Below are 19,216 nucleotides of genomic sequence, written 5' to 3' on the forward strand. Positions count from 1 at the left end.
CAATAGGCACAGTTCCTACTCCGGATGGAGGTGCAAAATGTCAGAATCGTCCGACAAACTTAAACTAGGTGCCTTAGTGGCCCTGGTTGTCGGTTCAATGGTGGGCGGGGGTATTTTCTCGTTACCGCAGAACATGGCAGCCAGTGCCGACGTCGGCGCCATTCTCATCGGCTGGGGCATCACCGCGGTGGGCATGCTCACCCTGGCATTCGTCTTCCAGACCCTGGCCAATCGCAAGCCGAACCTCGACGGCGGGGTTTATGCCTACGCCAAGGCGGGCTTCGGCGACTACATGGGCTTTTCTTCGGCCTGGGGTTACTGGATCAGCGCCTGGCTGGGCAACGTCGGCTACTTCGTGCTGCTGTTCAGCACCCTGGGCTACTTCTTCCCGATCTTCGGGGAAGGCAACACGCTCGCGGCCATCATCGGTGCCTCCATCGTCCTTTGGGCCGTGCACTTCCTGGTACTCCGCGGGATCAAGGAAGCAGCCTTCATCAACATGGTGACTACCGTCGCCAAAGTGGTGCCGCTGTTCCTGTTCATCCTCATCTGCCTGTTCGCCTTCAAGCTGGACATTTTCACCGCTGACATCTGGGGCTCGAAGAACATCGAGCTGGGCAGCGTGATGAATCAGGTTCGCAACATGATGCTGGTCACCGTCTGGGTGTTCATCGGCATTGAAGGCGCGAGCATTTTCTCCGCACGCGCCGAGAAGCGCAGCGACGTGGGCAAGGCCACCGTGCTGGGCTTCATCATCGTGCTGCTGCTCCTGGTACTGGTGAACGTACTGTCGCTCGGCATCATGACTCAGCCGGAACTGGCCAAGCTACAGAACCCGTCCATGGCGGCGGTGCTCGAGCACGTGGTCGGCCACTGGGGCGCTGTGCTGATCAGCGTCGGCCTCGTCATCTCCCTGGTCGGTGCCCTGCTTTCCTGGGTGCTGCTCTGCGCCGAGATCCTTTTCGCCGCGGCCAAGGACCACACCATGCCGGCCTTCATCCGCAAGGAGAACGCCAACCAGGTGCCGGCCAACGCGCTGTGGCTGACCAACGCCATGGTGCAGCTGTTCCTGATCATCACGCTGTTCAGCGCCAGCACCTACCTGTCGCTGATCTACCTGGCGACTTCCATGATCCTGGTGCCCTACCTCTGGTCCGCTGCCTATGCGGTGCTGTTGCCCCTGCGCGGCGAAACCTACGAGCAGGATGCCAAGGACCGGAGCAAGGACCTGATCATCGGCGCCATCGCCCTGGTCTACGCCGTCTGGTTGCTGTATGCCGGTGGCGTGAAGTACCTGCTGCTCTCCGCCCTGCTCTATGCACCGGGCGTGATCCTCTTTGCCAAGGCCAAACGGGAAGTTGGCCAACCGGTATTCACCAATGTCGAGAAGCTGATCTTCGCCGCCGTGGTAATCGGCGCGCTCGTAGCGGCCTACGGGCTCTACGACGGCTTCCTGACCCTGTAACTCGTAAGGAGACCTGCCATGTCCAAAGTCAAACTCGGCGTTCATTCGGAAGCCGGCAAATTGCATAAGGTAATGGTCTGCTCGCCGGGGCTCGCGCACATGCGTCTGACCCCCAACAACTGCGACGAGCTGCTGTTCGATGACGTGATCTGGGTAAACCAGGCCAAGCGCGACCACTTCGACTTCGTCACCAAGATGCGTGAGCGCGGCATCGATGTACTGGAAATGCACAACCTGCTCACCGACATCGTGCAGAACAAGGAAGCCCTGAAGTGGATTCTCGATCGCAAGCTCACCAACGATCAGGTCGGCGTCGGCCTGGTCAATGAAGTGCGCTCCTGGATCGAAGGCCTGGAGCCGCGCAAGATCGCCGAATTCCTCATCGGCGGCGTCGCCGGCTCTGACCTGCCGGAAAGCGAAGGCGTCAGCGCCATCAAGATGTATCGCGACTACCTGGGCCACTCGAGCTTCATCCTGCCACCGCTACCCAACACCCAGTTCACCCGTGACACCACCTGCTGGATCTACGGCGGTGTGACGCTCAACCCGATGTACTGGCCGGCCCGTCGCCAGGAAACCCTGCTGACCACCGCCATCTACAAGTTCCACCCGACCTTCACCGAGGCCGAGTTCGAGGTCTGGTACGGCGACCCCGACAAGGACCACGGGATGTCCACCCTCGAGGGCGGTGACGTGATGCCCATCGGTAACGGCGTTGTACTGATCGGCATGGGCGAGCGCACTTCCCGCCAAGCCATCGGCCAACTGGCCCAATCGCTGTTCAGCAAGGGCGCGGCGCAGAAAGTCGTCGTTGCCGGCCTGCCCAAATCCCGCGCCGCCATGCACCTGGACACCGTGTTCACCTTCTGCGACCGCGACCTGGTCACCGTCTTCCCCGAAGTGGTCAAGGAAATCGTGCCCTTCGTCCTGCGTCCGGATGAAAGCCGTCCGTACGGCATCGACATCCGACGCGAAGACAAAGACTTCATCTCCGTGGTGGCCGAGTCCCTCAACCTGAAGAAACTGCGTGTGGTGCAAACCGGCGGCGACGCCTTCGAAGCCGAGCGCGAGCAGTGGGACGACGGCAACAACGTTGTCTGTCTGGAGCCCGGCGTGGTGGTCGGCTACGACCGCAACACCTACACCAACACCCTGCTGCGCAAGGCCGGTGTCGAAGTGGTCACCATCAGTGCCAGTGAACTGGGCCGTGGCCGTGGCGGCGGCCACTGCATGACCTGCCCGATCCTGCGCGACCCGATCGACTACTGAGTTCCCGCCCCCCGGCGGCTCCCAATCCGGAGCCGCCCGCCCCGCCAGCCAAAAGCTGTTCTGACGGAGCCTGGTTTCAAGTTACCCACAAGGAGAAAGAATCATGGCTTTCAACATGCACAACCGTAACCTGCTCAGCCTCATGCACCACAGCACCCGCGAGCTGCGTTACCTGCTTGATCTGTCCCGCGACCTGAAACGCGCCAAGTACACCGGTACCGAGCAACAGCACCTCAAGGGCAACAACATCGCGCTGATCTTCGAGAAGACCTCGACCCGCACCCGTTGCGCCTTCGAAGTTGCCGCCTATGACCAGGGTGCCAATGTCACCTACATCGACCCGAATTCCTCGCAGATCGGCCACAAGGAAAGCATGAAGGACACCGCCCGCGTGCTTGGCCGCATGTACGACGCCATCGAGTACCGGGGCTTCAAGCAGGAAATCGTCGAAGAACTCGCCAAGTACGCCGGCGTGCCGGTGTTCAACGGCCTGACGGACGAATACCACCCGACCCAGATGCTCGCCGACGTACTGACCATGCGTGAGCACAGCGACAAGCCCCTGCACGAAATCAGCTACGCCTACCTGGGCGACGCCCGAAACAACATGGGCAACTCCCTGTTGCTGATCGGCGCCAAGCTCGGCATGGATGTGCGCATCGCCGCGCCGAAGGAACTGTGGCCGACCGACGAGCACGTCGCCGCCTGCAAGAAATTCGCGGAAGAAAGCGGCGCCCGCCTCACCATTACCGAAGACCCGAAAGCAGCGGTCAAGGGCGTGGACTTCATCCACACCGACGTGTGGGTTTCCATGGGCGAGCCGGTGGAAGCCTGGGGTGAACGCATCCAGGAACTGCTGCCCTACCAGGTCAACATGGACATGATGAAAGCGGCCGGTAATCCGCGCGTGAAGTTCATGCACTGTCTGCCGGCGTTCCACAACAGCGAAACCAAGGTCGGCAAGGAAATCGCTGCGAAGTACCCGAACCTGAAGAACGGCATTGAAGTCACCGAAGACGTCTTCGAGTCGCCGTACAACATCGCCTTCGAGCAAGCGGAAAACCGCATGCACACCATCAAGGCGATCCTCGTTTCGACCCTCGCCGACATGTAAGTCCCGATACGCCCCGGACCGCGACGCGTTCGCCGGTCCGGGACGCATTCCATCCCCAGGAGGAAATCAATATGCGTATCGTCGTCGCATTGGGCGGTAACGCCCTGCTGCGTCGTGGCGAGCCCATGACTGCCGACAACCAGCGCGCCAACGTGAATATCGCCGCCGAGCAGATCGCCAAGGTCGCGCCAGGCAATGAACTGGTGATCGCCCACGGCAACGGCCCGCAGGTAGGCCTGCTGGCACTGCAGGGCGCTTCTTACGACAAGGTCGCGCCCTACCCGCTGGATGTTCTCGGCGCAGAGACCGAGGGCATGATCGGCTACATGATCGAACAGGAAATGGGCAACCTGCTGCCGTTCGAAGTGCCGTTCGCCACCATCCTCACCCAGGTCGAAGTCGACGCCAAAGACCCGGCTTTCCAGAACCCGACCAAGCCGATCGGCCCGGTCTACTCCAAGGAAGAGGCGGAAGCCCTGGCCAAGGAGAAAGGCTGGAGCATCGCGCCCGACGGTGACAAGTTCCGCCGCGTAGTCGCCAGCCCGCGTCCGAAGCGCATCTTCGAGATTCGTCCGGTCAAATGGCTGCTGGAGAAAGGCACCATCGTCATCTGCGCAGGTGGTGGCGGCATTCCGACCATGTACGACGAGTCGGGCAAGAAGCTCTCCGGCGTCGAGGCGGTGATCGACAAGGACCTCTGCTCCGCACTGCTGGCCCAGGAATTGAGTGCCGACGTCCTGATCATCGCCACGGACGTGGACGCGGCCTACATCGACTGGGGCAAACCCACCCAGAAGGCCATCGCCCAGGCCCACCCGGATGAACTGGAACGCCTCGGCTTCGCCGCCGGGTCCATGGGTCCGAAGGTCCAGGCCGCCATGGAGTTCGCCCGCAACACCGGCAAGGACGCGGTGATCGGCTCCCTGGAAAACATTGTCGCGATCACCGAGGGCAAGTCCGGTACCCGTGTCAGCACCAGCAAGCCCGGCATCGAGTACCGCTGATCCGCAAGGGCGGGAGCGAATTCATTCGCGAATGAATTCGCTCCCGCAATCGATCTCCGCCCTTTCGTCCGCCACTCCGAATCTCCCGCCGAATGACCAAAGGAGTGACTTGATAGTCACACCCCGCGTCAGGTAGACATCCCGTTCATTCGAGCTGCCACCTGGCTCATGCCACCTGGCCCGTGACGCTTGACCCCGCAAATTGCCGCCACGACGCGCGGCGCCCCGCGGCCAAGCCCGCCCGCCGGCATGAGATGGTCTTTTTGAGGAGTTTCCGAGAGATGTCCCGACTTCCAGTGATTGTGGGTTTTGGCGGCTACAACGCAGCTGGGCGAAGCTCGTTCCACCACGGTTTCCGCCGCATCGTGATCGAAACCCTGGAGGCCAAGGCCCGCCAGGAAACCCTGGCCGGCCTTGCCGTGATGATGAAGCTGGTAGCGGTGACCGATGGCCAGTATCACGATGCCGACGGCAAGGTCCTGACCCTGGCCGAAATCGAGAGCCGTTACTCCGCCGAAATTCTCGATGCCACCCTGGTGCGCCGCATTGGCAAGCAGCATCTGGACGTGGACGCCGCCCATTGGCAGAAGAACCTCACCGCGTCGGCCTGCGATGGCCAGGCGATCAGCTTCATCACCTCGCGCAAGCAGCTGCCCGAGCCGTTGCCGGCCAACTGGGAAGTGGAAACCCTGGATGGCGGTGAAGTCCGCGTGACCCTCCAGGGCACCTGCGACTTCAAGGTGGACAGCTACCGTGAGCTGCCGGTGAAGTCCGCTGGCCAACTGCCCACTGGTTTCGAACCAGGTGAGCTGTACAACTCCCGCTTCCATCCGCGCGGCCTGCAGATGTCCGTGGTCGCCGCGACCGATGCCATCCGCTCCATCGGCCTTCCGTGGAAGAGCATCGTCGACCGCGTGCAACCCGACGAAATCGCGGTGTTCTCCGGCAGCATCATGAGCCAGCTGGACGAGAACGGCTTCGGCGGCCTGATGCAGTCTCGCCTCAAGGGCAGCCGCGTCAGTGCCAAGCAACTGCCGCTGGGCCTGAACACCATGCCCGCCGACTTCATCAACGCCTATGTACTGGGCAGCGTCGGCACCACCGGCAGCGTCACCGGTGCCTGCGCCACGTTCCTCTACAACCTGCAGAAGGGCATCGAGCTCATCACCAGCGGTCGTGCCCGTGTGGCGCTGGTAGGCAACGCCGAGGCCCCGATCAACCAGGAATGCATCGACGGCTACGGCGCCATGGGTGCCCTGGCGACCGAAGAGGGCCTGCGCCAGGTCGGCGGCCGCGAGGACGTGGATTTCCGCCGTGCCAGCCGCCCGTTCGGCGAGAACTGCGGCTTCACCCTGGCCGAATCCAGCCAGTACGTGGTGCTGATGGACGACGAATTGGCCCTGGAGCTGGGTGCCGATATCCATGGCGCGGTGACCGATGTGTTCATCAACGCCGATGGCTTCAAGAAATCCATTTCTGCCCCCGGCCCGGGCAACTACCTGACCCTGGCCAAGGCCGTTGCCGCCGCTACCCAGCTGATCGGCCCGGACGGCGTGCGCGAGCGCAGCTTCGTCCATGCCCACGGTTCCAGCACCCCGGCCAACCGCGTGACTGAGTCTGAATTGCTGGACCGCGTCGCCGGTGCCTTCGGCATCGAGCAATGGCCGGTCGCCGCGGTGAAGGCCTACGTCGGTCACTCCCTGGCCACCGCCAGCGGCGACCAGGTGATCGCCGCCCTGGGCACCTTCAAGTACGGCATCCTGCCGGGCATCAAGACCATCGACCGCGTGGCCGACGACGTGCACCGCCAACACCTGTCCATCGAGACCCGCGATCGGGTCCTGGGCGATCGCCAGCTGGACGTCTGCTTCATCAACTCCAAGGGCTTTGGCGGCAACAACGCCACCGGCGTGATCATCTCGCCGCGTCTGGCCGAGAAGATGCTGAAGAAGCGCCACGGCGAAGCCGCCTTCTCCGCCTACAGCGCCAAGCGCGAGCAGACCCGCGCCAACGCTGAGGAATACGATCGCCGCGCACGCCTGGGCGAGCTCGACATCATCTACAACTTCGGCAACGACCTGATCGACGAACAGCAGATCGAACTGAGCCCCGAAGGCATTCAGGTGCCCGGCTTCGCCCAGGCCCTGCGCTACAAGAAGGACGAGCGCTTCGCCGATATGCTCGACTGATCCAAAGGCAGGGCTCCGGCCTGCTTGGCGAGTTCATTCGCTATGTCTGCGTTAGCTGTTGCTAGAGATTGACCATCGGGCCAAGAGCCTTGTAGGAGCTGGCTTGCCAGCGAAACGGGGCCATTCGCTGACAAGCCAGCTCCTACGGGCGATGCAGGTGCTTGCAACGCGTCATGCAGACATAACCGCGCAGCGGTCCCCCCAAAAAAGCCGAGCATGAAAAAGGGCCCCTCGGGGCCCTTTGTCGTTCTCGGCGTTTTCAGTCCAGCGCGCGCGCCAGTTGAATCAGCTCCGCCCGCCATTCGGCGGCAACCGGCAGCGCCAGGAAGGATGGATTGAGGAAACCCTCGCGAGCCTCATAGGTAAGAGGCTCGCCAGCGAGATCCAGCACCTCACCGCCCGCGCCTTCGAGCACACCCTGCGCGGCTGCAGTGTCCCACTGGGAAGTGGGCGCCAGACGCGGATAGCAGTCCGCCGACCCTTCGGCCAGCAGGCAGAACTTCAGCGAACTGCCGATACTGGCCAATTGCAAATCACCGAAGCGCTCGCACAGCCAAGCCAGCAGACGCTCCTGCGCCGGGCTCGAATGACGCTTGCTGGCGACTACAGTGAAGGCTTCGTCCGGTGCGATGCGTACAGCGATTTCGTCGGCTTCGAACTCCTCATCCTGGCTCCAGGCACCGAGGCCGGCACCACCGTAATAGCAGCGTCCGGTGACCGGCATGCCGACCACACCGAATACCACCCGGCCGCCTTCAATCAGCGCCACGTTGACGGTGAACTCTTCGCTGCCGGCGATGAACTCCTTGGTGCCATCCAGCGGGTCCACCAGCCACCAGCGCTTCCAGCTGGCGCGCTCGGCCAGAGGGATGTTCGCCGCCTCTTCCGAGAGCACCGGAATACTCGCATCCAGTGCCGCGAGACCGGCATCCAGTACTTTGTGAGCGGCAAGATCGGCGGCGGTAACGGGAGAAGCGTCGTCCTTCTCGGTAACGGCCAGTTCGCCGCGCCAGAACGGCAGGATGGCGTCGCCAGCCTGGCGTACCAGTTCGATCACGGCGGGAAGCAAAGGATGGCTCAAGGTTGGTACTCCCCACGTTGGGTCAGGATGTCTCGGGTCAGGTAGAGCGCAGCCAGGGCGCGACCCTCGCTGAATTGCTGGTGCTGGGCGAGGCTGGAAAGCTCGCGCAGGCTGATGCGATCGACCCGCAGCGGTTCCGGCTCGTCGCCGGGCAGGCTTTCCTCATAGAGGTCGCGGGCCAGGACTACCTGGATCTTCTGGCTCATGTAGCCGGGTGACAGGGACAACTCGGTAAGGTGTTCCAGCTTGCGCGCGCCGAACCCGGCTTCTTCCTTGAGTTCACGGTTGGCCGCGGCGAGTACCTCCTCGCCCGGTTCGATCAATCCTTTGGGCAGGGACAACTGATAGTCGTCGGTGCCGGCGCAGTATTCCTCCACCAGCAGCACGTGCTCGGCATCAGCCATGGCCACCACCATCACGGCGCCATAACCGGAGCCCTTGCCCACCAGGCGTTCGTAGGTGCGCTCGACGCCATTGGCGAAGCGCAACTGCAGCTCCTCGACACGGAATAGGCGGCTGCTGGCGACAATCTCGCGAGCGAGCACCGTGGGCTTCTGACGCATAACGGACTCCTTGGCATGACCGGCGGGTTATCATACTCCGCCTTTGCCGATTGTCCCCGCCGGAGATTGCGTGCCCGCGACGGCCAGTGATGCACGGGCCACAGACATCCAACGACCGATACCGCCCATGCCGCAATTGCCCTGGAATGCGATCGACACCGTCCTGCTCGACATGGACGGCACCCTGCTCGACCTGCACTTCGACAACCACTTCTGGATGGAATACCTGCCGCAGCGCTATGCCGAGCACCACGGCATCAGCCGTGAGCTGGCCGACGCCGAGTTGCTGCCACTGTTCCGCGACAACGCCGGACAGCTGAATTGGTATTGCACGGACTTCTGGAGTCGCGAGCTGCGTCTGTCGATCCGCGACCTCAAACGAGAAGTCGCACACTTGATCGCCCTGCGCCCGGACGCCGACCTCTTCCTCGCCGCACTGCGCCGCGCCGGCAAGCGCGTAGCGTTGATCACCAACGCCCACCGCGATTCGCTGTCGCTGAAGCTGGAGCGAGTGGAGCTGGCGCCCTGGTTCGATCGCCTGATCAGCTCCCATGATTACGGCTACCCCAAGGAAGACCAGCAGTTCTGGCACGCCCTGCAGCACGACTTCGGCTTCGATGCAACGCGCAGCCTTTTCATCGACGACAGCCTGCCGATCCTGCGTAGCGCACGTCAGTACGGCATCGCCCAACTGCTGGCAGTGCGCGCTCCGGACAGTCGCAAGGGTCCGAAAGACACCGAGGAATTCGCTGCGGTGGAGAGCTATCGGACACTCGTGGAAGGTCTCTGACCATCGTCTATTCAAGTTCTTGTGAGCTAGCGAAGAACAAGGCGGGAATGGCTGAGGGAGCGGAGTCTACAAGTTGTAAATGAGCAGCCCGAAGCCATTCTCAACACAGTTATTCCGACGCGCAGCAGATCGTCATTCGGGAATGCGCAGCACCTGCCCCGGATAGATTTTGTCCGGGTGCGAGAGCATCGGCTTGTTAGCCTCGAAGATCTTCACGTAGGCATTGGCGTTGCCGTACTCGGCCTTGGCAATGGCGCTGAGGGTGTCGCCCTTCTTCACGGTGACGAAACGTGCCGGTGCCACAGGAGGTGCAGTGACGCTGATCTGGTCCTCGACCTGGGCTACGCCCTCGACATTGCCCAGGGCCAGGAGGATTTTCTCCTTCTCTTCCTGGGTCGCCACTTCACCACGGGCAATGACCTTGTCACCTTCTACCGTCAGCTCGATGGCGGGATTGCCCAAGCCCACCTTGGCCACATGCTCCTTCAGCGACTCGGCAGCCTGGGCCTCCTGGCCCACCAGGGTTTCCCACAGCTTCACACCCGCTTCTTTGACAAAGTCGAAGATGCCCATGACAGATCCTCTCGTTCCGCTAAGAAGGCGCCCGGCGCCTGGGAAGTGGAAGTCTAGACGCCCGTCCCAGCAACACCGCCGTGCGGCGACGACAGGCTAGAATCGCCAGACACCCCAAGGAGCCGGCATGGACATCAAGCAACTGAAGTTCCTCATCGCGCTGGAGGAAACCCGTCACTTCGGCCAGGCCGCCGCGCGCTGCCATGTCACCCAGCCGACGCTGTCCATGCGCCTGCGCAGCCTGGAAGAAGAGCTCGGCCTGGAGCTGGTGGTCCGGGGCCAGCGCTTCGAAGGGTTCACCGACGCGGGCCTGCGCGTACTGGCCTGGGCGCGCACCCTGCTCGCGGCCCATGACGGTCTCTACGCCGAAGCGGCGGCCTGTCGCGGCCAGCTCGTCGGCACCTTGCGTCTCGGTGTAGTGCCGCTGGCCGGCTTCGACCCCATGCGTCTGGTAGAAGCCTTCTCCGTGCCGCACCCGAGCCTGCGCTTCCAGCTGTTCTCCATGAGCTCCGAGCAGATTCTCGAAGGCCTGGCGCGCAACCAGCTGGACCTCGGTCTGTCCTACCTCGACCGCCTGGACCGCGAGCACTTCGAAAGCCTGGAGCTTGCGCAGGCCCGCATGGGCCTTTTGCATGACCGTCGCCACTTCAGCTTCGACACGCCGGCTCTGCCTTGGGAGAGCCTGGTGGACCTGCCACTGGGATTGCTATCAGGTGGTATGCACTTTCGCCAGTCCATTGACCATGGCTTCCGCAGTCGAGGCCTGTCGCCCCAGCCGAGACTGGAAACAGACGCCGTGCATCAGCTCCTACAGGCCGTCAGCGCCGGCCTGTGCTGCGCGATCATGCCGCTCGATAGCGGCCTCGACGACTTCACCGAGCACCTGACGCTGACCCCCATTGAGGATGCCCGCACCCTGGCGTCGCTGGGCCTCATCCTGCGGCGTGGCGCCCCGCGCTCGGCGCTGGCTGACGCCTGTTTCTCCGAAGCCAAGGCCCTATTGGCGCTGGATTCAACCGGCCGATAGACGCGCTCGATCAATGAATCGGGAATAGCGATTAGACGCTCGTGCCAGACGGGCCTAGGATGGCTGAGTCAATCCGTCGCAGGGGGCATTTCCATGCCAGACCCAGACGCCAAGCGCCATCTCACTGCTGTGGAAAACCCGCCCGAACCAGCCGGCTACCAATATGCCGAACTGGACGGTGATGCGCGCGTGGAAGATGCCGCCCTGGCCGAAGAGTGCGCCCTGGCGATTTCGTATAACGGCATCAGCTATGCCGTCATGATGGTTTCCCCCAGTGCCCTGGAAGACTTCGTCGCCGGTTTCAGCCTGAGCAGCGCGGTGGTGCAGTCAATCGACGATATCTATGACATCCAGCTCGAGGGCGAAGGCATTGCCTTGCACGCCGAGGTGGATATTGGCAATCGCGCCTTCTGGTCGCTCAAGGAACAGCGCCGCAACCTGGCCGGCACGACCGGCTGCGGACTCTGTGGTGTGGAAGCGCTGGAACAGGCTCTGCCGGAGCTCCGCTCCCTGACGCCGGCCCCATTGCCGCCGGCGGAACACTTCGTCGACCTTCGTCAACGCATCAACGACGCCCAGGAACTGGCCCGACGCAGTGGTGCACTGCACGCTGCGCTATTCGTCGATGCCGATGGCCAATTGCGCCTGTGCCGCGAAGACATTGGCCGCCACAACGCCCTCGACAAACTGATCGGCGCCCTGTTGCGCCAGGGGCTCGACCCTCGCAGCGGTTTCGCCGTGGTCACCAGCCGCTGCAGCCTGGAACTTATCCACAAGGCGGTGCGCGCGGGCCTGTCCACGCTGGTCAGCCTCTCCGCCCCCACAACCCTGACAGTGGAATGGGCACGTCGGCATCACCTCAACCTCATCCATCTGCCCCATCACAGCGCACCACGGGTCTACAGCCCGGCGCCAGACGCGAAAGCCCCGAAAGAATGAGCCTCCAACCCGTACAACCTCGCTACAAACCCTACAAAGGCGCCGCGGCTGGCTGGGGTGCGCTGAAAAGCGTCACTCGCTTCTGGCTGGACAGCAAACAGCCGTTCAAGAACCTTCGCGCACTGCTCAAGACCAACCAGAACGGCGGCTTCGATTGTCCCGGCTGCGCCTGGGGAGACTCCCCCGAAGACGGCCGCATCAAGTTCTGCGAGAACGGCGCCAAGGCGGTCAACTGGGAAGCCACCAAGCGTCGGGTCGATGCCGCCTTCTTCGCCCGCTATAGCGTCAGCCAGTTGCGCGAACAGAGCGATTACTGGCTCGAGTACCAGGGCCGCCTGACCCAGCCCATGCGCTACGACAGGCAGACCGACCACTACGTACCGGTCAGCTGGGAACACGCCTTCGCCCAGGTGGCACGCCACCTGCGCAACCTGGAAAGCCCCAACCAGGCGGAGTTCTACACCTCCGGCCGCGCCAGCAACGAGGCGGCCTACCTGTATCAGTTGTTCGTCCGCGCCTTCGGCACCAACAACTTCCCCGATTGCTCGAACATGTGCCACGAAGCCAGCGGTGTCGCGCTGAGCCAGAGCATCGGGGTCGGCAAGGGCAGCGTGACCTTCCACGACTTCGAACACGCCGACGCCATCTTCGTGTTCGGCCAGAACCCCGGCACCAATCACCCGCGCATGCTCGAGCCGCTACGCGAAGCCGTGCAAAGGGGCGCCCAGGTGGTCTGCTTCAATCCGCTCAAGGAACGCGGCCTTGAGCGCTTCCAGCATCCGCAACATGCACTGGAAATGCTCAGTAACGGGTCCCGGCCGCTGAACACCGCATTCTTCCGCCCGGCGCTGGGCGGCGACATGGCCGCCATTCGCGGCATCGCAAAGTTCCTGCTGCAATGGGAACGGGAAGCCCAGGCAAAGGGCGAGACACCGGTGTTCGACCATGCCTTCATCGCGGAGCACACCCTCGGCGTTGACGCCTACCTGGCCGAGGTGGATGCCACGCCCTGGGCGCACATCGAGGCGCAATCGGGCCTGACGCTGGAAGAAATCGAGATATCCGCGCGCATCTATCGTAATGCCCGCAACGTGATTGTCTGCTGGGCAATGGGCATCACCCAGCACCGCCATTCGGTGCCGACCATCCATGAAATCGTCAACCTGCAGCTATTGCGCGGCAACGTCGGCCGCCCCGGCGCCGGCCTTTGCCCGGTTCGTGGCCACAGCAACGTGCAGGGCGACCGCACCATGGGCATCAATGATCGGCCACCGGTGGCGCTGCTCGATGCCCTGGAAACGCGCTTCGGCTTTAAGGTTCCTCGGGAGAGCGGCCACAACACCGTGGAAGCGATCAACGCGATGCTCGATGGCGACGCCAGGGTCTTCATCGGCCTGGGCGGCAACTTCGCCCAGGCCACGCCGGACAGCCAACGCACCCATGCCGCCTTGCAGCGCTGCGATCTGACGGTACAGATCAGCACCAAGCTCAACCGCAGCCACCTGACCGTCGGCCAGGAAGCACTGATCCTGCCCTGCCTCGGCCGTACCGATATCGACCGCCAACTGGAAGGCCCGCAAGCCGTGACGGTGGAAGACTCCTTCAGCATGATTCACGCGTCCTACGGCCAATTGGAGCCGTCGTCCCGCGAGATGCGATCGGAGCCGGCCATCATCGCCGGCATCGCCAAGGCCACCCTGGGCAACCATCCGGTGGACTGGGACGCCCTGCTCGCCAACTACGACCGCATACGTGATCTCATCGCCGATACCATTCCCGGCTTCAAGGACTTCAACCAACGCGTGCAGCACCCGGGCGGGTTCTACCTGGGCAATACCGCAAACGACCGGCAGTGGAGCACTGCCAGCGGCCGCGCCAACTTCAAGTCGGACCCACTACCGGCCGACCTGCTCCACGAGAAAGTCCGCAGCACGGGCGAGACGCCGCATCTGATCCTCCAGACCCTGCGCTCCCACGACCAGTACAACACCACCATCTACGGCCTGGACGACCGCTATCGCGGCGTACGCGGCCAGCGCGAGGTGGTCTTCGCCAACGAGGCGGACATCCGCCGCCTAGGCTTCGAGCCCGGCCAGAAAGTCGACATGGTGACGCTGTGGGATGACGGCGTGGAACGTCGCGTTTCCGGTTTCAGCCTGCTGGCATTCGACATTCCCGCCGGCCAGGCCGCCGCCTATTACCCGGAAACCAACCCGCTGGTACCGTTGGAAAGCTACGGCGACGGCAGCTACACCCCCACCTCCAAGTTCGTGGCTATCCGCCTCGAAGCCTCCCGCGACAACAACCGCATCCTCTAGGGATGCGGCTTCGCCTACCGAATAGCGCCCCTGCGCGCATACGAATTCGCCGCAGTCCGAATGCCGGACTGCGGCGAATACCAATTTGAAACTTAAGTAGGGGAAGTTTGTTTCTCTAACTTAACTTTCAAGAAACAATTTGAAATACGGAATCAATGCCTATATAAAGGCTCGACGGAACTTTAAGTTCATGGGCACTTCGCCAGCATCTGAAAAGACCTGAAAGACGCGAAAAATGCGGGCGGGAATAGGTCTCAGACAGCCAGAATCAGAAAAAGTTCTGCTGCAAAATCAGACAATTAAAAAAATATGAAAAGTTGATACTTTTCGTCGTCTGGCACTTGCGTAAGTAATTTCCCACAGTAAATATCGCCTCACCAAAACCACTGAGGCGATCCTCACCATGAAGTACACCTCGATCCTTCTTCTGTCTCTTGGCCTCGCCAGCGGCAGCGTCTTCGCAGGCGGTAATACCGATGCCGGTATTGGCGGTGCGCTGGGCGGGGTCCTGGGGTCCGTTGTCGGCAACGCTGTTGGCGGCAGCACTGGCGCAGCCATTGGCGCCGGCGTAGGTGGTGCCGCGGGCGGTGCAGTAGCAGCCCCGAAACGTAACCGTACCGAAGCTGCCATCGGCGGCGGCTTGGGCGCAGCGGGTGGTCAGGTTGTCGGCCGGCAAATGGGCGGCACCACTGGCGGCCTGATCGGTGCAGCGCTCGGCGGTGGCGCCGGCGGCGCCCTCGGCAACGAGTTCGGTGACCGGAACCGCTACGACGATGACGACTACGATGATGACCATCGCCACTATCGTCGCGCCTACCGCGATCACCCTGGCAGAGGCCACGCCTGGGGTCATCGCAAGCACAAGCACCGTCACCACGGCGACTGGGATGATTGATCAACCCCGCTAACCGAAAAAGCCCGCTTGAAGCGGGCTTTTTCTAGACCTGCGGCCTGGTCGAGAGACAGCCGCCCCCCTCCCGAATTCATAATCTGACTTGTGTCATGGGCACTGCGGCAGGCCCGCGGAGCCATGGACCCTCTTTTTGAAATGGAGACTCTGCAACATGCGTAAAGCAGTAACCGCCCTCGCCCTCAGCCTGCTGGCAACCCAAGCCGTCGTGGCCGGCGAAACCACCAACAACGCCATCGGTGGCGGCCTCGGCGGCGTCCTGGGTAACGTCGTCGGCAATGCCGTGGGCGGCAGCACTGGCGCTGCCATCGGCGCCGGTCTGGGTGGCGCTGCGGGTGGCGCAATGACCGCCAGGAGCGGCAAGAAGACCGAAGCCGCAATCGGCGGCGGTCTGGGCGCTGCGGGTGGCTCGGTAGCCGGCCGCGCACTGGGCGGCTCCACCGGTTCTGCCATCGGCGCAGGCCTGGGCGGTGCAGCGGGCGGCGCAATCGCCACCGAGCTGACCAAGGACGATCACGACGGCCATCACAAGCACCGCAAGCATCGCCACTGATTGCTGCCCCCATGAAAAAGCCCGGCCTATGCCGGGCTTTTTCATTTCAGGCCGAAATCAGCCGAGCTGCTCGGCACGCACTTCGTCCACATCGCCGCTGGCCATGCAGGCAGCTGCGGTGAAGAGCACGTCGGTGGAGGAGTTCAGCGCGGTCTCGGCGGCATCCTGGAGGATGCCGATGATGAAGCCAACGGCCACGACTTGCATCGCCACTTCACTGGGGATGCCAAACAGGCTGCAGGCCAGCGGGATCAGCAGCAGCGAGCCCCCCGCCACACCGGAAGCGCCACAGGCGCAGATCGAGGCTACGACGCTGAGCAGGATCGCGGTGGGAATGTCGACGACGATCCCCAGCGTCTTCACTGCCGCCAGGGTCAGCACGGTGATGGTGATGGCTGCGCCGGCCATGTTGATGGTGGCGCCCAGCGGAATGGAGACCGAGTAGGTGTCCTCATGCAGGCCAAGCTTCTCCGCCAGCTGCAGGTTGACCGGAATGTTGGCTGCCGAACTGCGGGTGAAGAACGCGGTGATGCCGCTTTCACGCAGGCAGGTCAGCACCAGCGGATAGGGGTTGCGGCGAATCTTCGAGAATACGATCAGCGGGTTCACGACGAAGGCCACGAACAACATGCAGCCCAGCAGCACCGCCAGCAGGTGGGCGTAGTCGGCCAGCACGCCAATGCCGTTCTCGGCGAGGGTCGAGGCAACCAGGCCGAAGATGCCCAGCGGGGCGAAGCTGATCACCACGCGTACGATCAGCGACACACCATGGGACAGGTCACTGAACACGTTGCGGGTGGTTTCGCTGCCCTGGCGAATGGCAATACCCAGGCCCACGGCCCAGACCAGGATGCCGATGAAGTTGGCCTCCGTCAGGGCAGTCACCGGGTTGGCCACGGCACTGCCCAGCAGGCTCAGCAACACCTCGGAGATGTTGCTGGGCGGCGCCAGGTCGGCAGCGCCAGTGGCCAGGGTGAGGGTCGAGGGAAAGAGACTGGAAGCCATCACCGCCACCACGGCGGCGGAGAAGGTACCGATCAGGTAGAGCACGAGAATCGGGCGGATATGCGTACGCTCGCCCGGCTTGTGATTGGCGATGGCAGCGATCACCAGGACGAACACCAGCACGGGTGCCACGGCCTTCAGCGCCATGACGAAGAGGTTGCCGAGCAGGCCGACGGCGCTGGCGTACTGGGGAGTGATCAGGGCGAGGGCGATGCCGGCGATCAGGCCGACGATGATCCGAGTCACCAGGCTGGTGCGTTTCAAGCGTTGCAGGATGGAGCCGTTTGCATGAGTCATGGCAGGTACCGCTGAACATCGGGCCGCACTACGAGCCGGCCCCGGAATGGAGATTGGACCCCGATCGCGTCCCGCCCTCCATGCTGCAGATCAAGCGAAAAGAAAGAACCCTGCCGCGTGGTGTTTCACCTCGCAGCCGGTCAGGACGATTCGGGTTTGGCGCGCATTGTGCGGATTCACGCAAACGATGGGTAGAGCGGATGGACGGTCGGGCTGACAGATGTCGCTATTTCAGCCGTTTCGGGTCGACTGGGTGAAAGTTGTCTGTAGGGGCGAATTCATTTGCCATGCAGACCGCCGGTCTGCCCCTGACGCTATCAAGGGGACAGCTACGCTGCCCTTCGCGAATGAATTCGCCCCTACGAAAGAAATGCGTCAGCCCTCCACCACCAACTCCGCCAACGCTGCACGCAGCGTCTCGGGAATCGGCACCGGCCGGTTGTTCTCACGATCGACAAAGACATGGACGAAACGTCCGGCCGCGCAGGCGTCGATCTCGCCCTGCTTGAAGATCGCCAGCTCGTACTGCACCGAGCTGTTGCCCAGCTTGCCCACCCGCAGTCCGACCTCGATGCGGTCGGGGAAAGCGATGGAGGCGAAGTAGTCGCAGGAGGAGCTCACCACGAAACCCACCACGTTACCTTCGTGGATATCCAGCCCGCCTTGCTCGATCAGGTAGGTGTTCACGGCACTGTCGAAGAATCCGTAATAGACCACGTTGTTCACATGGCCGTAGATATCGTTGTCATGCCAGCGCGTGGTGATGGGCTGGAAGTGGCGGTAGTCAACGCGCATGTGTTGGGGTTGGCTCATGGGGTTCCCTGGGTTCGGTTGGATCGACTCATGCAGGAGCGAGCTTGCTCGCGAACAGCTGCATTCGCCATCAAGCTGGCTCCTACAGGAGGGTCAGAAGGCCGACTGGTAGATAGCCAGGGCCTGCTCTTCGCTGACCTCGCGCGGATTATTCACCAACAGCCGTTGTTGCAACATGGCATCGCTCGCCAGGCGCGGCAGCATCGCCTCGGGTACTCCGGCATCACGCAAGCGCGTGGGCAACCCGCTGCGTTCACTGAAGGCGGCGAGTTCGCGGATCAACTGCTCGGTGAGCTGCGCCTCGCTGCCCGGCCTGAGATTGCTGCCAAGCACCAGCGGCGCCAGCTCTGCGTAGAGCGGGGCAGCTGCCGAGGCGTTGAAACTCAGCACGTGGGGCAGCACCAGGGCGTTGGAGAGACCATGGGGAATATGGAAGTGCCCACCCAGCGGGTAGGCCAGTGCATGCACAGCTGCCACCGGCGCATTGGCGAATGCCTGGCCGGCGAGGCACGCACCCAGCAACATGGCCTGCCGTGCTTCGCGGTTGCGGCCGTCCTGGACTACCGCGTCGAGGTTGCCGGCCAGGAGGCGTAACGCTTCGCGGCCCAGCAGGTCGGACAGCGGGTTCTTCTTCAGCTTGCTGGTGTAAGACTCGATGGCGTGAACCATGGCGTCGATCCCGGTTGCCGCGGTGACCGCTGGCGGCAGGCCGAGGGTCAGGTCTGCATCCAGCAACGCGAGGTCCGGCAGCAGCAGCGGTGAGACAACACCCATCTTGGTGGTCTCGCCAGTAGTGACGATGGCGATCGGCGTCACCTCGGAGCCGGTGCCAGCGGTAGTTGGTACCTGCAGCAGCGGCAGGCGCCGACCGCGCGCGTTGCCCACTCCATAGATGTCCGCCAGGTCCTGGCGGCAGTCAGGGTGGGCCAGCAACGCCACCAGCTTGGCCACGTCCATCGAGCTACCACCGCCAAAGCCCACCACCAGCTCGGCGCCAAGGACCTTCGCCAGTTCCACGGCCTCCAGCACCACTGCCTCGGGCGGATCAGCCTGGACCTGGTCGTAGACCGCAACGCTGAGGCCCTCGAGAGCGAATCCGAGGAGGATATCGTCCAGCAGGCCGAGCCGGGTGATGCCGGGATCGGTCACCAGCACAACGCGCTGGGCACCGCGCTCGCGGCAGAGTTCGGCCAGGCGTGCGGCCGAGCCGGATTCGCAAAGAATCTGCGCGGTGGTGGCAAAGCTGAAGGGCTGCATCCGGGCGTCCTCCCTTGTTGTTGTCCAGGCGTACCGCGACGGTAAACGC

Annotated in this window: 17 protein-coding genes; 11 read left to right on the forward strand and 6 right to left on the reverse strand. The window is 63.1% G+C overall.

Annotation, left to right across the window (positions count from 1 at the left end; genetic code table 11):
• The first annotated feature begins 37 nt into the window (after nt 1–37).
• The 5 genes from arcD (at nt 38) to SA496_RS24630 (ending at nt 7,041) form a co-directional block, all read left to right on the forward strand.
• Nucleotides 38–1,465 (forward strand): arginine-ornithine antiporter, encoded by a 1,428-nt coding sequence (gene arcD / locus SA496_RS24610; RefSeq protein ID WP_120654063.1) that lies wholly within the window; start codon nt 38–40, stop codon nt 1,463–1,465.
• Between the two features lie 18 nt (nt 1,466–1,483).
• The gene (gene arcA, locus SA496_RS24615; RefSeq protein ID WP_120654062.1) at nt 1,484–2,734 is read left to right on the forward strand and encodes an arginine deiminase; all 1,251 of its coding nucleotides are present in this window, start codon (nt 1,484–1,486) and stop codon (nt 2,732–2,734) included.
• A 103-nt stretch (nt 2,735–2,837) separates the two neighbouring features.
• Nucleotides 2,838–3,848, forward strand: coding sequence for an ornithine carbamoyltransferase (locus SA496_RS24620; protein WP_120654061.1), 1,011 nt, complete (start codon nt 2,838–2,840; stop codon nt 3,846–3,848).
• A 71-nt stretch (nt 3,849–3,919) separates the two neighbouring features.
• On the forward strand, nt 3,920–4,852 hold the full coding sequence (gene arcC, locus SA496_RS24625; RefSeq protein ID WP_330114636.1) for a carbamate kinase: 933 nt from the start codon (nt 3,920–3,922) through the stop codon (nt 4,850–4,852).
• 281 nt (nt 4,853–5,133) lie between these two features.
• Entirely contained in the window at nt 5,134–7,041 is a 1,908-nt protein-coding gene (locus SA496_RS24630) for a beta-ketoacyl synthase (protein ID WP_120654059.1), read from the forward strand.
• 259 nt (nt 7,042–7,300) lie between these two features.
• Here SA496_RS24630 and cysQ read toward each other — a convergent pair whose 3' ends face one another.
• On the reverse strand, nt 7,301–8,122 hold the full coding sequence (gene cysQ / locus SA496_RS24635) for a 3'(2'),5'-bisphosphate nucleotidase CysQ (RefSeq protein ID WP_120654058.1): 822 nt from the start codon (nt 8,120–8,122) through the stop codon (nt 7,301–7,303).
• Complete coding sequence (gene nudE / locus SA496_RS24640) at nt 8,119–8,685, reverse strand: ADP compounds hydrolase NudE (protein WP_120654057.1); 567 nt, start codon at nt 8,683–8,685, stop codon at nt 8,119–8,121. The genes cysQ and nudE overlap by 4 nt, the downstream gene beginning before the upstream one ends.
• A 127-nt stretch (nt 8,686–8,812) precedes the next feature.
• Here nudE and yrfG point away from each other — a divergent pair, with 127 nt between their 5' ends.
• Nucleotides 8,813–9,475, forward strand: coding sequence for a GMP/IMP nucleotidase (gene yrfG / locus SA496_RS24645; protein ID WP_120654056.1), 663 nt, complete (start codon nt 8,813–8,815; stop codon nt 9,473–9,475).
• A 132-nt stretch (nt 9,476–9,607) separates the two neighbouring features.
• Here the strand turns inward: yrfG and lysM are convergent, their stop codons facing one another.
• On the reverse strand, nt 9,608–10,048 hold the full coding sequence (lysM, locus tag SA496_RS24650) for a peptidoglycan-binding protein LysM (RefSeq protein ID WP_120654055.1): 441 nt from the start codon (nt 10,046–10,048) through the stop codon (nt 9,608–9,610).
• 127 nt (nt 10,049–10,175) lie between these two features.
• On the opposite strand from lysM, the gene SA496_RS24655 reads away from it, so the two are divergent.
• The 5 genes from SA496_RS24655 (at nt 10,176) to SA496_RS24675 (ending at nt 15,795) form a co-directional block, all read left to right on the forward strand.
• Nucleotides 10,176–11,075 carry a LysR family transcriptional regulator gene (locus tag SA496_RS24655; protein ID WP_330114637.1) on the forward strand — a complete coding sequence of 300 codons (900 nt, stop codon included), beginning with the start codon at nt 10,176–10,178 and terminating at the stop codon, nt 11,073–11,075.
• A 93-nt stretch (nt 11,076–11,168) separates the two neighbouring features.
• A complete protein-coding gene (gene fdhD, locus SA496_RS24660; RefSeq protein WP_120654053.1) occupies nt 11,169–12,014 on the forward strand; it encodes a formate dehydrogenase accessory sulfurtransferase FdhD in 846 nt (281 codons plus the stop codon).
• Nucleotides 12,011–14,332 carry an FdhF/YdeP family oxidoreductase gene (locus tag SA496_RS24665; RefSeq protein WP_330114638.1) on the forward strand — a complete coding sequence of 774 codons (2,322 nt, stop codon included), beginning with the start codon at nt 12,011–12,013 and terminating at the stop codon, nt 14,330–14,332. The genes fdhD and SA496_RS24665 overlap by 4 nt, the downstream gene beginning before the upstream one ends.
• 403 nt (nt 14,333–14,735) lie before the next feature.
• Entirely contained in the window at nt 14,736–15,227 is a 492-nt protein-coding gene (locus tag SA496_RS24670; RefSeq protein ID WP_120654051.1) for a hypothetical protein, read from the forward strand.
• A 169-nt stretch (nt 15,228–15,396) separates the two neighbouring features.
• Nucleotides 15,397–15,795, forward strand: coding sequence for a glycine zipper domain-containing protein (locus SA496_RS24675; protein ID WP_120654050.1), 399 nt, complete (start codon nt 15,397–15,399; stop codon nt 15,793–15,795).
• Between the two features lie 57 nt (nt 15,796–15,852).
• On the opposite strand, the gene sstT is transcribed toward SA496_RS24675, so the two are convergent.
• The 3 genes from sstT to SA496_RS24690 form a co-directional block, all read right to left on the reverse strand.
• The gene (gene sstT / locus SA496_RS24680) at nt 15,853–17,097 is read right to left on the reverse strand and encodes a serine/threonine transporter SstT (protein WP_330114639.1); all 1,245 of its coding nucleotides are present in this window, start codon (nt 17,095–17,097) and stop codon (nt 15,853–15,855) included.
• 375 nt (nt 17,098–17,472) lie between these two features.
• A complete protein-coding gene (locus tag SA496_RS24685) occupies nt 17,473–17,910 on the reverse strand; it encodes an acyl-CoA thioesterase (RefSeq protein WP_153918990.1) in 438 nt (145 codons plus the stop codon).
• A gap of 93 nt (nt 17,911–18,003) precedes the next feature.
• Nucleotides 18,004–19,167 carry an iron-containing alcohol dehydrogenase gene (locus SA496_RS24690; RefSeq protein WP_120654047.1) on the reverse strand — a complete coding sequence of 388 codons (1,164 nt, stop codon included), beginning with the start codon at nt 19,165–19,167 and terminating at the stop codon, nt 18,004–18,006.
• Nucleotides 19,168–19,216: the final 49 nt, after the last annotated feature.

It is taken from the genome of Pseudomonas sp. JS3066, from assembly GCF_036328175.1.
GTDB lineage: Bacteria > Pseudomonadota > Gammaproteobacteria > Pseudomonadales > Pseudomonadaceae > Metapseudomonas.

What these genes read in the sequence shown, in the direction of transcription:
- arcD (WP_120654063.1), top strand. Translation starts at nt 38, where the DNA reads ATGTCAGAATCGTCCGACAAACTTAAACTAGGTGCCTTAGTGGCCCTG.
- arcA (WP_120654062.1), top strand. Translation starts at nt 1,484, where the DNA reads ATGTCCAAAGTCAAACTCGGCGTTCATTCGGAAGCCGGCAAATTGCAT.
- SA496_RS24620 (WP_120654061.1), top strand. Translation starts at nt 2,838, where the DNA reads ATGGCTTTCAACATGCACAACCGTAACCTGCTCAGCCTCATGCACCAC.
- arcC (WP_330114636.1), top strand. Translation starts at nt 3,920, where the DNA reads ATGCGTATCGTCGTCGCATTGGGCGGTAACGCCCTGCTGCGTCGTGGC.
- SA496_RS24630 (WP_120654059.1), top strand. Translation starts at nt 5,134, where the DNA reads ATGTCCCGACTTCCAGTGATTGTGGGTTTTGGCGGCTACAACGCAGCT.
- nudE (WP_120654057.1), bottom strand. Translation starts at nt 8,685, where the DNA reads ATGCGTCAGAAGCCCACGGTGCTCGCTCGCGAGATTGTCGCCAGCAGC.
- yrfG (WP_120654056.1), top strand. Translation starts at nt 8,813, where the DNA reads ATGCCGCAATTGCCCTGGAATGCGATCGACACCGTCCTGCTCGACATG.
- lysM (WP_120654055.1), bottom strand. Translation starts at nt 10,048, where the DNA reads ATGGGCATCTTCGACTTTGTCAAAGAAGCGGGTGTGAAGCTGTGGGAA.
- SA496_RS24655 (WP_330114637.1), top strand. Translation starts at nt 10,176, where the DNA reads ATGGACATCAAGCAACTGAAGTTCCTCATCGCGCTGGAGGAAACCCGT.
- fdhD (WP_120654053.1), top strand. Translation starts at nt 11,169, where the DNA reads ATGCCAGACCCAGACGCCAAGCGCCATCTCACTGCTGTGGAAAACCCG.
- SA496_RS24665 (WP_330114638.1), top strand. Translation starts at nt 12,011, where the DNA reads ATGAGCCTCCAACCCGTACAACCTCGCTACAAACCCTACAAAGGCGCC.
- SA496_RS24670 (WP_120654051.1), top strand. Translation starts at nt 14,736, where the DNA reads ATGAAGTACACCTCGATCCTTCTTCTGTCTCTTGGCCTCGCCAGCGGC.
- SA496_RS24675 (WP_120654050.1), top strand. Translation starts at nt 15,397, where the DNA reads ATGCGTAAAGCAGTAACCGCCCTCGCCCTCAGCCTGCTGGCAACCCAA.
- sstT (WP_330114639.1), bottom strand. Translation starts at nt 17,097, where the DNA reads ATGACTCATGCAAACGGCTCCATCCTGCAACGCTTGAAACGCACCAGC.
- SA496_RS24685 (WP_153918990.1), bottom strand. Translation starts at nt 17,910, where the DNA reads ATGAGCCAACCCCAACACATGCGCGTTGACTACCGCCACTTCCAGCCC.
- SA496_RS24690 (WP_120654047.1), bottom strand. Translation starts at nt 19,167, where the DNA reads ATGCAGCCCTTCAGCTTTGCCACCACCGCGCAGATTCTTTGCGAATCC.